The 13,532-nt window shown below is 74.6% G+C and carries 13 protein-coding genes and 1 pseudogene; 7 read left to right on the top strand and 7 right to left on the bottom strand.

From position 1 onward, the window contains the following. Positions 1–85 precede the first annotated feature (85 nt). Positions 86–748, bottom strand: coding sequence for a nucleotidyl transferase AbiEii/AbiGii toxin family protein (locus tag SSNG_RS33930; RefSeq protein ID WP_007268489.1), 663 nt, complete (start codon positions 746–748; stop codon positions 86–88). Between the two features lie 101 nt (positions 749–849). Beyond that, positions 850–1,191, bottom strand: a pseudogene (locus tag SSNG_RS33925) (hypothetical protein); the annotation flags it as partial. A gap of 324 nt (positions 1,192–1,515) precedes the next feature. Here SSNG_RS33925 and SSNG_RS38355 point away from each other — a divergent pair. After that, entirely contained in the window at positions 1,516–1,926 is a 411-nt protein-coding gene (locus SSNG_RS38355) for an NUDIX domain-containing protein (RefSeq protein ID WP_241695303.1), read from the top strand. Between the two features lie 69 nt (positions 1,927–1,995). Here the strand turns inward: SSNG_RS38355 and SSNG_RS33915 are convergent, their stop codons facing one another. Together SSNG_RS33915 and SSNG_RS33910 are read right to left on the bottom strand one after the other, a co-directional pair. After that, positions 1,996–2,184, bottom strand: a complete 189-nt coding sequence (locus SSNG_RS33915; protein ID WP_129593410.1) for a hypothetical protein — start codon at positions 2,182–2,184, stop codon at positions 1,996–1,998. Between the two features lie 159 nt (positions 2,185–2,343). Further along, positions 2,344–3,171 carry an oxidoreductase gene (locus SSNG_RS33910; RefSeq protein WP_042804742.1) on the bottom strand — a complete coding sequence of 276 codons (828 nt, stop codon included), beginning with the start codon at positions 3,169–3,171 and terminating at the stop codon, positions 2,344–2,346. A 116-nt stretch (positions 3,172–3,287) separates the two neighbouring features. Here SSNG_RS33910 and SSNG_RS33905 point away from each other — a divergent pair, with 116 nt between their 5' ends. Continuing rightward, complete coding sequence (locus SSNG_RS33905) at positions 3,288–3,719, top strand: MerR family transcriptional regulator (RefSeq protein WP_241695302.1); 432 nt, start codon at positions 3,288–3,290, stop codon at positions 3,717–3,719. Here the strand turns inward: SSNG_RS33905 and SSNG_RS45485 are convergent. From SSNG_RS45485 to SSNG_RS33890, 3 genes are all read right to left on the bottom strand, one after another. Further along, positions 3,716–4,762 (bottom strand): DUF4259 domain-containing protein, encoded by a 1,047-nt coding sequence (locus SSNG_RS45485; protein WP_128637605.1) that lies wholly within the window; start codon positions 4,760–4,762, stop codon positions 3,716–3,718. The two genes, SSNG_RS33905 and SSNG_RS45485, sit on opposite strands and share 4 nt — an antisense overlap. Before the next feature lie 80 nt (positions 4,763–4,842). After that, a complete protein-coding gene (locus SSNG_RS33895) occupies positions 4,843–5,460 on the bottom strand; it encodes a barstar family protein (RefSeq protein WP_007268482.1) in 618 nt (205 codons plus the stop codon). 47 nt (positions 5,461–5,507) lie between these two features. Next, positions 5,508–6,134 (bottom strand): hypothetical protein, encoded by a 627-nt coding sequence (locus SSNG_RS33890; protein WP_206731425.1) that lies wholly within the window; start codon positions 6,132–6,134, stop codon positions 5,508–5,510. A gap of 372 nt (positions 6,135–6,506) precedes the next feature. Between SSNG_RS33890 and SSNG_RS33885 the strand changes: the two genes are divergently transcribed. The 5 genes from SSNG_RS33885 to SSNG_RS33865 all read left to right on the top strand — a co-directional run bounded on the left by SSNG_RS33885 (position 6,507) and on the right by SSNG_RS33865 (position 12,926). Then, positions 6,507–7,955 carry an FAD-dependent monooxygenase gene (locus SSNG_RS33885; RefSeq protein ID WP_007268480.1) on the top strand — a complete coding sequence of 483 codons (1,449 nt, stop codon included), beginning with the start codon at positions 6,507–6,509 and terminating at the stop codon, positions 7,953–7,955. 231 nt (positions 7,956–8,186) lie between these two features. Beyond that, positions 8,187–8,873 (top strand): helix-turn-helix transcriptional regulator, encoded by a 687-nt coding sequence (locus tag SSNG_RS33880; RefSeq protein ID WP_042804610.1) that lies wholly within the window; start codon positions 8,187–8,189, stop codon positions 8,871–8,873. Positions 8,874–9,199: 326 nt separating this feature from the next. Then, on the top strand, positions 9,200–10,270 hold the full coding sequence (locus SSNG_RS33875; RefSeq protein WP_007268478.1) for an MAB_1171c family putative transporter: 1,071 nt from the start codon (positions 9,200–9,202) through the stop codon (positions 10,268–10,270). 258 nt (positions 10,271–10,528) lie between these two features. After that, on the top strand, positions 10,529–11,971 hold the full coding sequence (locus tag SSNG_RS33870; RefSeq protein WP_277752174.1) for an FAD-dependent monooxygenase: 1,443 nt from the start codon (positions 10,529–10,531) through the stop codon (positions 11,969–11,971). Positions 11,972–12,374: 403 nt separating this feature from the next. After that, on the top strand, positions 12,375–12,926 hold the full coding sequence (locus SSNG_RS33865) for a hypothetical protein (protein ID WP_042804609.1): 552 nt from the start codon (positions 12,375–12,377) through the stop codon (positions 12,924–12,926). Positions 12,927–13,532: the final 606 nt, after the last annotated feature.

Genomic DNA, 13,532 nt, shown 5'->3' with positions numbered 1-13,532 from the left:
TCCCCGGCATTTTCCGGCGCCCGCCCCGGGACGGCGCCGCCGGGCGGCCGTGTCCACCGCCACCGGACGAGCAGCAGCCGGTCCTTCAGACCTCGTCGTCGCCGTGGAGGCGCCGGTCGAGGTCGGTGGCCCAGTCCAGCGCCCACGCGCGGACCGCGGCCGTCTCGGGGTCGGTGAGGCCGTAGGCGGTGAACTCCTCGTCGTCGGTCCACTCCGCGCCCGCGAGCCGGTCGCGGAGGTCGGCGAGGCGGAACTCGTCGCGGCCGTGCCGTTCGCCGAGCCGTTCGAGTTCGCCCCGGGTGCGGTGCCGGGAGGCCGCGTGGACGTCGATGAGGTCGCGCGCGGTGCCGCGGTCGGCCAGGGCCCGGACCTTCGTGCCGATGACGGAGTCGAGGGCGAGGACGGGCCCGTACTCGGTCCGGGCCGGCGGGGTCCAGAAGTGCTCCTTGAGCACGTCGAGCTCGCAGCGCTCGCCGGTCGCGGGATCGGTGACCACGAGGCGGGCCGAGAGCGGGTCCACCGCGATGGTCTCCACGCGCCAGCCGCGGGTGGCCAGGCCCTGCTCCAGGCCGGCGGCGATGTCGGCCATGGGGGCGGGGTTCTCGGTGGCGACGTCGAGGTCCTGGCTGACGCGCTCCACCAGGCCGTGGGCCTGGACGGCGTACCCGCCGGCGAGGACCAGGGGGTACGGGGAGCCGATGTCGATCACGGCGTCCAGGAGGCGGCGGTGCAGCCCGCTGAGCTTCACGCCGCCGCGGACCCGGCCGCCGGGGCCGGGGCCGGAGCAGGGGCCTGGGCCGGAGCAGGGGCCTGGGCCGGAGCAGGGGCCTGGGCCTGGGCCTGGGCCTGGGCCAGCTCGGGGAAGGTTTCCTCCCAGACCTGGCGGACGTGCCGGCTGACCAGGGTGCGCAGCACCGGCCACTGGGCGGCGAGCAGGTCGCGGTTGAGGAGCTTGACCAGGTCCTCGTGCTGCCCCTCGGCCAGGACCGTGCGGTACAGGCCCATCCGCAGGCGCGGCCGGTCCAGGTCGTAGGAGCGCAGCCCCGACCAGGCGACGTGCAGGGGCAGCTCGACCACGCCGTGCTCGGGGCCCGCCAGCTCGTCGAGGGCGGCGGGGAGCCTGCCCGCGTACCGGGCGCGCAGCACCTCGGCCGCCGACGGGCCGGGAGCGGGGGAGTACGGCGTGACCATGCCCCCGATTATCCCGCGCCCCGCCCGCCCCCGGTACCGCAGGGGCGACATACCGCTCAGTAGTGGCCGGGACGCCGGCCGGACGCGGGCGCGTGACCCGGTCACCGCAACCGGCCGCCCGCCACCCCACGTGTAGCCGGCCATCACGACGGGCTACGACCGCCACACCGGCCCCGGATGGCATGACGTCGACCCGAACAGCATCTGCTTCGTCTGACATCCGGGCGTCTCGGGGACACCCCTGGGGGCGGTCTTGGTGGGGCTGGAGTTCTCGCCTCGGGCTGTCGGAGCGGGAGGGGTGGGGCAGTGGCGGACGGAGCGCGCGTGCGGAATCGGGTGTCGGTGTACGGCATCGCGGTGGAGGACGGCCGGCTGCTGCTGGCCCGGCTGACCGACGCGTCGCCGATATTCGCCCCGGGGCTGTGGCACCTGCCGGGCGGGGGGATCGACCCGGGCGAGCAGCCCGTGGAGACCCTGGCCCGTGAGCTCCGGGAGGAGACGGGGCTCGAACTCGCCGCTGCCCGGCTGCTCGACGCGCGGACGTACGCGGTCGAGCGGCGGGGCGTGAGCTGGAACCTGACCGCGCTGTTCTACGCCGTAGAGCTCGAAGCGGGGCGCCGGCGGTGGCCGAGGTCGACGGTTCGACCGACGCCGCACGCTGGATCCCCGTGGCGGAGCTGCGGGACTCCATGCTGTCGCCGGCGGCCGCCGACGCCCTGCGCATGCCCGGGGTGACACGGACCGCCCGGTCATAGCCGTTCGCGCAGGGCCGCCGCCGGGAGCGTCGTCGGGAGGCGGACCGGCTCAGGAACCGGCGGGCAGGTCGTCCGTGCCCGACACGACCGCCTCGGCGGCCACGGCCACGGCCCCGGCTGCCCCGCCCCGGTCGGCGTGGTACGACCCGCTCAACGCCAACCGGTTGTTCGTCACGAGCAGCGGCGCCCACCGCGTCCTGGACCGCCCAGCAGGCAGGGCGATGCCGTGATCGGTCACGGGCCGAGCGTACGCGCCCGCGCCTTCGAAACCGGCCACCGCCGTGCCGTGGACCGTTGTCTTGCCCCGCCCCTCCCGAACCACATGTCGATCTTGCAGTCCGGGCAACTCGCCGCCCCGCGCTCCCTATTCCCGGAGGGCGGGACAGCTGACGGTGCTTCAGATGGCGGTGGAGAGGGAGGTACCGCGCCACTGGTCGAGCTCACGCCGCACCAGGTCCAGCTTCGCCTCGACCCGCTCGACCGCGTCCGCGCCGAGCTGGAGGCGCAGCGGCGGCTCGGCGGCCTCCGTGACGTCGACGACGGCCTTGGCCCCCTTGACCGGGTCGCCCGGCTGGAGCCCGTCGTTCGCGGCCAGCGCCTCGCGCACCGGCCCCGCGCCGGCGGTGTAGTCGGCGATGGCCGCCGGTTCGACGCGGATGCTGGAGCCGCTGAGGAAGTCGGTGCGGAAGCCGCCCGGCTCGATGATCGTGACGCGGATGCCGAGCGGGGCGAGCTCGCCGTGCAGCGCCTCGGTGATGCCCTCCAGGGCGAACTTCGACGCGCCGTACAGGCCGACCGCCGGGGCGGTGGCGAAGCCGCCCACGGAGCCGATGTTCACGACGTGGCCCGACCGCTGGGCGCGCAGCGTCGGCAGGGTCGCCCGCAGCGTGTTGAGGACGCCGAACACGTTGACGTCGAAGAGGTCCCGGGCGGCCCGGTCGGAGGTCTCCTCGATCGCGCCCACGAGTCCGTAGCCGGCGTTGTTGACCACGACGTCGATCCGGCCGAACTCCGCCAGACCGGCCTCCACCGCGGCCGCCAGCTGCTCCGGCTCGGTCACGTCCGCGTCCACCGCCAGCAGTCCGTCCGGCCTCTCGGGGAACGCCTTGAGCAGTGCCGACGCGTCCCTCGCGGTGGCGATCACACTGTGCCCCCGGCGCAGCGCCTCACGGGTGATCTCCGCGCCGAGCCCGCGCGATGCCCCGGTGACAAACCAAACGCCCATGTTCTCCCACAATCCGATCGTCTGACGTGCCGACTGGCTGACTGGCTGATGGTCCGAGGCTAGAAGCTAGAGTCGGGTCTAGATCAACAACTCTGTGACGGGGGTCACTCGTGGACTTGAGCATCGGTGAGGTGGCGCGGCGCAGCGGGCTGAGCGTGCACGCGCTCCGCTTCTACGAGCGGGAGGGCCTGTTCGCCAACCCGGTGCGCCGCCTGTCCAACGGCCGCCGCGTCTACCACGAGGCGGACGTGGAGTGGCTGGCGGTCTGCACCAAGCTCCGCTCCTCCGGCATGCCGCTGCCGGTGATCCGGCAGTACGTCGAACTGGCCCGCCAGGGCCCGGGCAACGAACACGAGCGGCTGGAACTGCTGCGCCGGCACGAGCGCCAGGTGGAGGCGCAGATCCAGGAGTTGCGGGAGACCCTGGAGGTGATGCGGTACAAGGTGCGGATCTACGAGGAGCACATCGCCCGCGGCGAGGCCGACCGCCTCTGGAACCCGTCGTCCCGATCCCGCCCGGAGCCCGAGACTTCGCGGGACACCCCCTAGCCCCGCCCGGGAGGGCCGCCCGCCGGAGGGGCGGGGGTGAGCGGCTCGCCGTTCAGCTCGGTCTCGCCCGGGAAGTCCCACCACAGCTCTCCCTGCGGGGTGAGGTACGGAGCCATGTCGTCCGCTTCTCCGCCGTGGTCGAGCGCGTCGGCCACCGCGGTCAGGTACACGGCCAGGGAGGGCCAGCCGTCGCCGAAGTGGCCGGTGTCGTCGTGTGCCGCAGTGCCCAGGCGGCCCCGGCCGGGCCCCTCGCGCATGTCGATGACCTGGGAGTCGCCGTCGCTCTGCGCCCAGGGGATCCACTGCGGGTGCCACCAGGGTTCGTCGTCCTCGCCGTCGCCGTGGGACTGCGTCAGGTCGGGGTCGTCACCGGCGATCTCGACGCACATCCGCCAGTGGGCGAGTATCCCCGCGACGGACATCGGCGGTTGGCCGGGGAGCAGGTTCGCCCACTGGGTGATCCCGTTGTGGCAGGCCAGTGATTCGAGCAGGTCGGCGGGGAAGCGGACCCCCATCGCCTCCTGCGCCGTCTCGACTTCCACGGGGTCGGCCGGCGGCGCGAGCAGGGCGTAAGAGGCGGGAGCGTGCCGGCGCGTCCAGGCGTCGATCCGGGCCCAGGAACGGGCCACCGGCTGCGGGGCGGGGAAGGCCAGCACCCTGCGCAGGAGGTCCAGGCCGCGGAGCCAGTGAGGATACTTGCCGGTGTCGGCCCAGAGTCCGCGCAGCTCGGACGGCTCGGCCGCGACGCGGTCCAGGGCGCGTACGGCGAGGTCCCGCAGGCCGGCCGGAAGCTCGGGGACGGGCAGGTCCGGCCCGTACGGGCTGGTGACGGGCCGCCCTCCGGGGCACTGCGCGGCGACGAGCGCCGCTGCCGCCACCGCTTCGACGGCCAGGTGCTGGTCGAGGGTGTCCTCGGCGTCGAGGACGCGGACGAGCGCGTCCCGTACGAGACCGGGCCGCTCGGCCTCTGCGGCCTCGTCGAGGGTGCCGCCGAAGTCCGCGGCGGTGTCGTTGTCGAGGGGGCCGACGTCCCAGGTACCCATGGAGCTCCTTGAGGTGGGGTGCTCAGGGATGCTGCCAGCCGCCACTGACAACGGCGTACGCGCGACCGTGCCCGAGCGGGTCAGCTTCCGCCGCGCACCCCCTCCGGCCAGTCGTCGCCGGTGAGGGTCGCGCTGAGCCGGCCGTCCTCCACGGCCACGACGACGTCCGGGCCCTGCCGGACGGCCGGCTCGAAGGCGGCGGGCGGGACGTGTTCGAGGAGGAAGACGAAGTGGAGCGTGAACGGCGGCCAGTCCTCGTGCGGGATCCCGTCGGCGTCCAGCTGGGGGTTGGCCTTCCAGGCCGCCTCGCAGAGCACGGACACGAAGAGGCCCGTGAACCCGGCGTCGAGCAGCGCGTCGGCGTGGTCGATCAGGACGGCGATGTCCCTGCTGTCGCCCCCGTGGCCGTGCCAGTCGTGCAGGCAGTCCACCAGGGCGGGCCAGTTCCGGCCGAAGTAGCCGGGGAACGACAGGGACCGGGCGAAGGCGGCGAACAGCGAAGCCGGTTCCCGCATCTCGAGGCCGTCCAGCCGGAAGACCCGCCCGCCCTGTTCCCGGAGTGCCGCCGCCCCGGCGGTGACCCAGGGGTCGTCGCGGCGCGTGAAGACGACCCAGGGCGACCGGCGCTCCGTGAGGGTGGGGGTGGAAGTGGGGGCGGGGGTGGGGGTGGCAGTGGGGGTGGCCGTGGTGGTGTCCATGGCCGATCCTCACACGGCCGCGGTGGGCGCCGAGGCCGGGGCGTCGGTCACGCCGTCCCGGCCCCCGCCTTCGCCCCCGCCCCGTGCCGCCACACGGCGTGCTCCAGGCCGGCCTCGTCGTGCCCGAGGAGCGCGGCGGCTTCCTCGTACGCCGCGCGCAGCCGCTCGTAGGGGAGCCCCGCGACACCGGCGTCCGCGGCGAAGGCGCGCAGATGGACGTCGACGGCGACCTGCGAGCGGCCGACGAGGTTGCCGACGTAGTCGACGCTCTTCGGCCCGACCCCCTTCACCGTGCGCAGTGCGGCACGGTTGGACTGGTGGTCGAGCCAGGTACGGAGGTCGTCGCGGGTGTCGACCCCGTGGCCGGCCAGGAGGTCGGTGATGGCGCGTGCCGTCGCGACCTTCCGGGCGTGGTTGAACCGCATGGCGACGGCGAGGTCCTCCGTGGCCAGACGGCTCCGGAACCCGCTGACCGTGCTCGCGTCCGGCCAGCTCGCCTGGAGCCGCAGGAGCCGCGGCCGCAGGGTGGCCTCGTAGTTGCAGCGGGGTTGGAAGCTGACGTCGCAGATGACGGCGCCCATGTGGGTCCATCCGCCGGGCGGCGGGAACGGCCCTGTGCCGAGGAGGTGCTGGACGTGGTCGGCGAGCCGCTGGGCAGGGCTGGGGACGGTCATGGAGCCATGGTGACGTCCCGACCCGGACGCCGTCAGCCGAACGCTCTTGCCCGGCCGGGCCGGAGGGGCAGACGGGAGAACGGGGACCGGACCCACGCCGGCCCAAAAGATGGCCGCAACACGTATGGTGACTACACGTAACTCGGTGATCGCAGCATCCCAGCATCCGTCCCGGGCGCTGGGGGAGCGCTCGGTGCTGCCGCACTTGAGGAGTCCCCGCCGGGCGGCAGGCCCGGCCGGGCCTGTGAGGCCGGCGCCAAGGTCACCGACACCACACCACCACACCCACGCGCTCTCGCGCTCTCCCGCGCTCCGCCGCACCTGGACCGCCGCGAGGTTCCGCCGGCAGGCGGCCACGACAGAAAGCATCACATGTCACAGACAGCAGCCAACTCAGGCCGGCCCACCGCCCTCGTGATCGGCGGCAGTGCCGCCGGCCTCTTCGCCGCCTCCGTACTCGCCGAGTTCGCCGACGTCACGCTCATGGAGCGCGACACGCTGCCCGCCAGCCCCGAGGACCGCAAGGGGGTGCCGCAGGCCCGCCACGCGCACCTCGTCTGGAGCGGCGGCGTGCGGGCCTTCGAGGAACTCCTCCCCGGCTTCGTCGACGGCGTCGTCGCCGAGGGCGGCCGGCTGGTTCCCATCATGGGTGACATGGTCTCCCGGGCCCCGAACGAGGTCTGGTTCCGCCGCTTCGGCAGCGGTACCCCCCACCGCATCCTCGTGTGCTCGCGCAACCTCCTCGATCACGTCCTGCGCGAGCGCGTCCTGCGCGGGCGCGCCCCGGGCACCGGCCGCATCACCGTCCACGAGGACTCCGCCGTCGAGCGCCTCGAAGGCACGGCGGGCCGCGTCACCGGTGTCACCGCCCGGATCGGCACCGGGACGCGGACCCTGACCGCCGACCTGGTCGTCGACGCCTCCGGGCGCGGGTCACGCGCCCCGGACTGGCTCCAGGCCCTCGGCCTGCCCGCCGTCACCGAGCGGCGGGTCGACGCGGGAGTCGCCTACGCCACCCGCGCCTTCCGGGCCCCCGGGACGACCGGCGAGGGCTTCCCGCTGGTCAACGTACAGGCCAACCCGGCCAAGGCCCCCGGCCAGGGCGGCATCATCCTCCCCGTCGAGGACGGCCGGTGGATCGTCACCCTCTCCGGCTCGCGCGGCGGCGAACCCACCAAGGACCCCGCCGCCTTCACCGCCTTCGCCCTGGGCCTGGGCGACCCCGTCATCGGCGAACTCATCAAGGACGCGGAACCCCTGGGCGGCGTCGTGACCACGCGCAGCACCGCCAACCAGCGCCGTTACTACGAGAAGATGAAGGACTGGCCGGACGGGTTCGTCGTCCTCGGCGACGCCGTCGCCGGCTACAACCCCGTCTACGGGCACGGTCTCACCGTGGCCGCCCAGTCCGCCCTCGCCCTCAGGGCCGTACTGGCCTCCGCCGGCCCCACCACCCCCGGTACGGCCCGACGCGTGCAGCGCGCGGCGGCGCGGCCCGTGTCGGCCGCGTGGGACCTGGCAGTGGGCCAGGACGCCTGCTACCCGGATGCCGGCGCCACACCGCCCAAGGCCGTCGAGCGGCTCCTCACCCGGTTCGTCGACCGCGTCGTCGAGACGGCCGCCGGCAGCCCCCGTGCGCTCGGCGCCCTGCTGGACGTCATGAGCCTGGAGAAGCCCGCGACCCGGCTGTTCTCCCCGGACGTGCTGGTCCCCCTGCTCTTCGGCCCGAAGAAGCCGCACCTCCAGGCACCGCCGCTGACCGACGCCGAGCGCAGGGCCGCCGCCGAGCCCAACCGGGATCCTTCCTCCCGGGTCGGGTGACGGCCGCCCCGGAAGCGGAGGGGTACGGCGAGCGGTCTCGTGAGGGCGGCCGGCCGGCAGGCGGGCCGCCACCGACCTGCTGCCACTGCTGTGGCAGTCTGCCCGGAGGCCTATGAGCTCCTGCCACGGTTGTGGCAGCATCGGGGCGGCAGTTGCCGCTCCGGCGGCTCCGCCTCCCCGGCACACCGGGGTGATCAGTCCTGCGCAAGCGCGACTTCGGGAGACCAGCCGGTGACAGCAGCCTTCTCCGTATCCGCGGCGACCGCCTCGCAGTTGGCCGGGGCCGTGGCACGGATCGTCGATCTGGCGGCCAAGCTCGGCCGGAGCCGGGACGAGGTGCTGGTCCCGGAGGAACTGCACTTCGCCTCCGGAGTTCCACTCGACGTCGTACGGGCACTCCTCCAGGGGCGTCCGGCGGGTGAGCCGGACATCCACAAGAGGTTCCGGCAGCGGCTCGACCTCCTCCACGAGACGTACCGCAAGGAGAACGGCCGGAAGTTCTCGCACGGCGAGATCGCCCGGCAGAGCGGCATCTCCCGGCAGCAGGTGCAGGCGTTGCTCGGCGGGGACCGCCGGCCGACGATGGACCACTGCGCACGCCTGGAACGGTTCTTCGGGCGCCCGGCCGGCTTCCTCCAGTCGGAAGACACCGAGGCCCTGAGCTGCGCGCTGGCCGCCGTGGAGAAGTCGCTGCTCCAGGAGTACCAGGAGCACAGCGAGCGCGGCGCGCTCGCGGCGGCCGCCCCCGCCGGCACCCGGCGGCCGAGTCTGTACGAGCGGCACGGCGTCGACGGCATCGCCCTGCGCGCTGCCCTGCTGCCCGACCAGGGACGCACCAGGCTGCTGGAGTGGCTCGACAACTACATGGACGAGCGCGCGGCCGAGGGGGAGCAGGATCCGGCCGGCGGCACGCGCTGAGGCATGCCGCCGACTGGGTGCGGCGGCCGGGCAGACCGGCCGTGTGGAATCCGCCTGGGCGCGCACGCCCGCCTCACGCGGACAAGGGCATTGGGGAGAAGCGTGATCAAGCAGTGGGAAGCTCGGCAGTCCGTCGGCGCCCTCGTCGAACAGAGGAACGTGGCCGAGCACACCGGCTTACAGCACGTGATCGCGCCGGCTCCCGCGCCGGCTCCTGAGCCTGCTCCCGCGCCGGATCCCGCGCCTGCTCCCGCGTCGGCTCCTGAGCCTGCTCCCGCGCCGGCTCCCGCGCCGCCGCGGGGCGAACCGGTCGTGAGGGGGGCGAGGTGAACAACCTCTACTACTACCTTCCCGCCGCCCTCCTGCTCGTCTCCTTCGCGATGAGGGTGCCGGGCCTCGTACGCCACTGGCGCGACCCCCTGGTCCGCTCGGTCGGCGTCGTGATTCCCGTGGGCGCCGTGGTCTTCTTCTTCGCCGCACCGTCGACGGTGTCCCAGGTCAACCGGCTCACCGGCGTCGCCAACTTCTCCGCCCCGCTGGTCTTCGCGCTGGTCACCGCCGGGAGCGCCAGCGTGATCATCCTGATGCTGACGTGGCGGGGAGGACCGGACGAACAGCGCCGCAGGGCCACCCGCTGGTGCGCCGGCGTCTACGGGGCCGTCATCGTGGCGCTGCTCGCCCTGTTCGCCTTGGGCGACGCGCCCGACGAACGCCTGCGGGACTTCGACACGTACTACGCCACGACGCCGTTCATCCGGGAGATGATCGTCCTCTACGTTCTGGCGCACGCGGTGGCGACCGTCCTGCTGTCCGTCCTGTGCCGCCGCTGGGCCCGCGACGTGGGCGGCCTGCTGCGCGCCGGGCTCGTCCTCATCGTCGCCGGAGGCGTCCTGAACTTCGGCTACGCCGTGCTCAAGCTCCTCGCGGTCGGCGCCCGGTGGGCGGGCCGCGACTGGGACGCCGTCAGTACGACCGTGGCCCCCTCCCTGGCCGCCCTGGCCTCCCTGCTCCAGTGCGTCGGGTTCGCCCTGCCCGCCGTCGGCCAGGGCCTGGTGGGGTGGTGGCGCCGGCGCTCGCGCTACAGGAGGCTCCGGCCGCTGTGGGAGGCCATGCGCGCGGTGATCCCGTACGAACTGGTGCGCATACCGTGGTGGGCGTCCTGGCAGGCGCCACCTGCGGCGGACCTGCGACATCCGGGAACGGTCTGCGCCTCCTGCCCCCTAATCTGGAGCCCGGGCGGGCCGAACGAGCGGGCGCCCGACGAGCGGCGCCCGACCGGGCCCGGCGCGAAAAAAACCAAAAAGCGGCGGCGCGCGCCGCGCTGGTCATCGCCGCGTTCGATTCCCTGCGTCCCCATCCCGGCGAGGGCGACGGGGACGGCGGCCTCAAGTCCCTGACCGAGAGCGACGACGGACTCGTACGGTTCTCCGACGCCGTACGGGCCATGTCGCTGCTCGAAGGCGCCGCCGCGCGGCGGCCGCTGTGCGCGGTCCCGCCCTGCGTCGCCGCCTCCAGGGACGTTCCTCCGGCCCGCTCCGGCCGGGCCGAGTGACCCGACGCCACGGCCCGCACAGGACGCGGGCCCGCGCACCCCACCCTCGCCGACGGGAGCACCCCCCGTCCGGCGGCCCGCAGAGATCGTAGAGAGCAGTCACGTGCCCGAGCCGACCACCACCGGGGTCCGCGCCGACGCCCCCGTCCCAACGGTCCGCCGGCGCGCCGTCGTCATCGGCGGCGGCCTGGCCGGGATGCTCGCCGCCAGTGCGCTGCGCGGTGCGGTCGACGACGTACTCGTCGTCGAGAACGATCGACTGCCGACCCGGCCGCTCCCGCGCAGGGGCCTCCCCCAGGCACGTCACGCGCACATGCTCTGGAGCGGGGGAGCCCGCGCCGCCGAAGCACTCCTCCCGGGGATCACCGACCGCTGGCTGGCCGCCGGTGCGAACCGCATCCCCGTCCCCACGGGCATGGTCGCGCTCAGCGGGCAGGGCTGGTTCAGACGTTGGGACCGCGAGACCCACTTCGTGATCGGGTGCAGCCGCGACCTCCTGGACTCCGTCGTGCGCGACCTCGTCCTGACCGGCGGGGGAGTGGCCGTCCTCCAGGACACCCGGGTCGAAGGCCTGTCCGGCAGCGCCTCCCGGGTCACCGGGGTCCGGGTCCGCGGCGCGGACGGCCGCCACCGCACCCTGGACGCCGACTTCGTCGTCGACGCGAGCGGGCGCGGCTCGCGCGCGCCCCGGTACCTGGCGGACCTGGGGGTGCGCCCCGCACCCGAGCGGGCCGTGGACCTCGGCCTGGTGTACGCGACCCGGGTCTTCCGCGCCCCGGCGGGAAGCGCCGGCTTCCCCATCGTCAGCGTGCACGCGGATCCCCGCGGCGGGTGCCCGGGGCAGAGCGCCAGCATCCTGCCGGTCGAGGGCGGCCGGTGGATCGTCACCCAGACGGGTACCCGGGAGGGGGAACCGACCGGTGACGCCGAGGACTTCGAGGCCTTCGCCCGCAGGCTCCGCCATCCCGTCGTCGGGGAGATCATCTCCCGGCTGGAGCCCCTCACCGGCGTGACGGTCAGCAGGAGCACGCACAACACGCGCCGGTACTTCGAGCAGGTGCGGGACTGGCCCGAACGCTTCGTCGTCCTGGGCGACGCCCTCGCCGCGTTCAACCCCGTCTACGGGCACGGCATGTCCGTCGCCGCGCAGTCGGCCGCCGTCCTCCGCGACAAGGCCCGCGCCCGTGGCGTGGACGCCCCGCATCTCGCGCGGCAGGTCCAGCGGGCCATGGCGAAGCGGGTCGACGCCGCCTGGGACCTGGCCACCGGGCAGGACATCTTCTACCCGGGAGTGCGGGGCGGCAGCCCGAACCGCAGGGACAGGATCCTGGCCCGCTACGTGGACCGCCTGGTGACGACGAGCTGCGGCAGCTTCGCCATGGTGAAGGACCTCACCGACGTCACCTCCCTCCAGACCCCGCTCGCCGCGCTGGCCAGGCCGCGCGTCCTGCTGGGAGCCGTACGAGGCCCCCGCCGCCCGCCCCTGACCGGCCCGCCCCTGACGGCGCGGGAGCTCGCCCTCGTCCACTCCCCGGCCCGCACGTGACCGGGCCGGGGCGGCCCGGGCGCCGGGGGTGCGTTGCGCCGACGGCGGCCCGTGGTGGGGAGGGCGTGACCACGCCGAACGCGCCCTGAGGGCCCTGCACTTCCCGTAGGGACGCCGTGGAAGCCTGTTGCGGGTCGGCGACGGAGGGTGTTGGCTCTGGATCATGGTCGGCGACCGCGCCGACGAGTTGACCAGGGGGGAACCACCACATGCGCACACACCGAGTCCGTACGGCCACGGCCGCGACCGCGGTCGCGGCGTCCGGCGTCATAGCCGGGATCGCCCTCGCGACCGGCATGGCCCGGGCCGCCGACCCCACGACGCCGGATCCGGCACCGAGCCCGAGCCCCACCTGCGCGTCACCGACCCCGACCCCGCCTCCGACCCGGGGGCCGGCCCCGACGTGGCGCCCGACCTCCGCTCCGACACGCACGCCGGCCCCCTCGTACGAGCCGACCCCGACCTCGGTTCCGACGTCCACGGCGGTGTCACCGTACGGGCCGACCACGGCTCCGACTCAGGCTCCGCCGCCGGCGCCGTTCCCGACGCCGGCCCCGACCTCGGCTCCGACGTCCACGGCCGTTCCGACGTACGCCCCGACTCCGACCTCGGCTCCGACGTCCACGGCGGTTCCGACGTACGCCCCGACTCCGACCTCGGCTCCGACGTCCACGGCGGTGCCCACCGCCGCCCCGACTCCGACGCCGGTACCGGCCTCCTCGCCGGCTCCGTCGCCGAGCCCCACGTGCACGTCGGTCCCGACCGCCACGCCCGCTCCGACGGCGAGCGCGTCCACCTCCGGGCCGACCCGCGGGCCGGTTTCGTCGCCGCCCCCCGCCCCCGTACCGCCGACTTCCGCATACCCGGCGGTGAAGTAGAGCGGCCGGGGAGACCCCGGCCGAATCGGTGCGGGGTCTCCGTCCGGAGGCGGAGGCGTCAGCGGTCGAGCGCGTGATCCGTCTCCGCAACGGTCTCGACGGGCACCCGGCCGGACAGCACCTGATGGCAGTAGAAGTCGGAGACGGCAGCGTCGATCGTCACGTCCGGCCACTTCACGCGCCGCCGCGCCAACCGGTCCGCCGCAGGCCGCGCAAGCCCCTGATCGGGTGCCGGGCGCCGCCGACCACTCGAACGTGTGGGTTCAAAGGTGGGCGGGCAGGCGGCTGTTGGCCCGCCCGCCGGGGCCGTATTCGCGTTCGAGGGATTCGCCCTTCCGGGGCCGTTACGGGCGTAGGAGCGGGGCGTTCTTGGAGCACCAGTGCCAACCGGCCGCCCAGATGGAGGACACCGTGCATCCCGAACCCGCACCCGCCCCCTGCCGCCTCGGATTCGAACAGCGGCGGCGGACCTCCCCCGCCGCCCGCCCCGCGCAGCCGCAGCGGTGCGGCATCCGCGCGCACCGCGCCGTACGACCGGATACGAGGTGGACCGCATGAGCGAGCCCACCGAAGCGGCGGCGGCGTCGGCCGGCACCGTGCCCGGCCAGCGGTCCGCCCCGCCGTCCCCGCCGTCCCCGCCGTCCCCGCCGTCGGCGCCGTCCCTGCCCCCGCCCCCCGCCGCG

The sequence above is a fragment of the Streptomyces sp. C genome, assembly GCF_000158895.1.
Lineage (GTDB): Bacteria > Actinomycetota > Actinomycetes > Streptomycetales > Streptomycetaceae > Streptomyces > Streptomyces racemochromogenes.
This window is presented reverse-complemented; position numbering and strand designations above follow the sequence as displayed.

Coding starts and splice junctions, on each gene's coding strand:
- SSNG_RS33910 (WP_042804742.1), bottom strand. CDS start 3,171: ATGGGCGTTTGGTTTGTCACCGGGGCATCGCGCGGGCTCGGCGCGGAG.
- SSNG_RS33895 (WP_007268482.1), bottom strand. CDS start 5,460: ATGGACACCACCACGGCCACCCCCACTGCCACCCCCACCCCCGCCCCC.
- SSNG_RS45485 (WP_128637605.1), bottom strand. CDS start 4,762: ATGGGTACCTGGGACGTCGGCCCCCTCGACAACGACACCGCCGCGGAC.
- SSNG_RS33890 (WP_206731425.1), bottom strand. CDS start 6,134: ATGACCGTCCCCAGCCCTGCCCAGCGGCTCGCCGACCACGTCCAGCAC.
- SSNG_RS33885 (WP_007268480.1), top strand. CDS start 6,507: ATGTCACAGACAGCAGCCAACTCAGGCCGGCCCACCGCCCTCGTGATC.